General features: G+C 60.0%; 1 protein-coding gene. It reads left to right on the forward strand.

Going from position 1 to position 422, the window contains the following annotated elements:
* A partial coding sequence (locus B8460_RS22155; RefSeq protein ID WP_048862467.1) for a hypothetical protein occupies nt 1-389 on the forward strand: 389 nt, incomplete at its 5' end.
* Nucleotides 390-422 lie beyond the last annotated feature (33 nt).

Here is a 422-nt window from a genome sequence, read left to right on the forward strand (position 1 = left end):
ACGCGGCGGCGCAGTCGCGAGCCGATCAGGTCGCTCAGCATTTCGGCAAGCGTGCGCCCGCGCCGATGGTTGGCGAGTCCGTGCAGACGTATCGCGGCCGGCTGCTTCTGGGGTTCCAAAGTTACTCGAAGGACGCGGCCAAGCTCGACATTCACACGATCAACGTTCCGGTGGCATTTGGTATCATCGAGGATAAGATTTACGCCGACGCGATTGCCGCCGCGAAGGACATGAGTGACTTCATCGTGGAGGGCACAATCCTGCCTATGACGGAGGTAACCCCCGAGGGGCACCGCATCACGCGTTATCATGGCGGGCGTTCTTTTGTGCACAACATCAAGCCGCCTGCGCAGTACGTGCGCAAGTTCTACACCGAACGCCACAACTAACGCATGGCCCGCCGCCCAATCATTGACATTCAG

Origin of the sequence: Acidisphaera rubrifaciens HS-AP3 (assembly GCF_000964365.1) — a bacterium.
Classification (GTDB): domain Bacteria; phylum Pseudomonadota; class Alphaproteobacteria; order Acetobacterales; family Acetobacteraceae; genus Acidisphaera; species Acidisphaera rubrifaciens.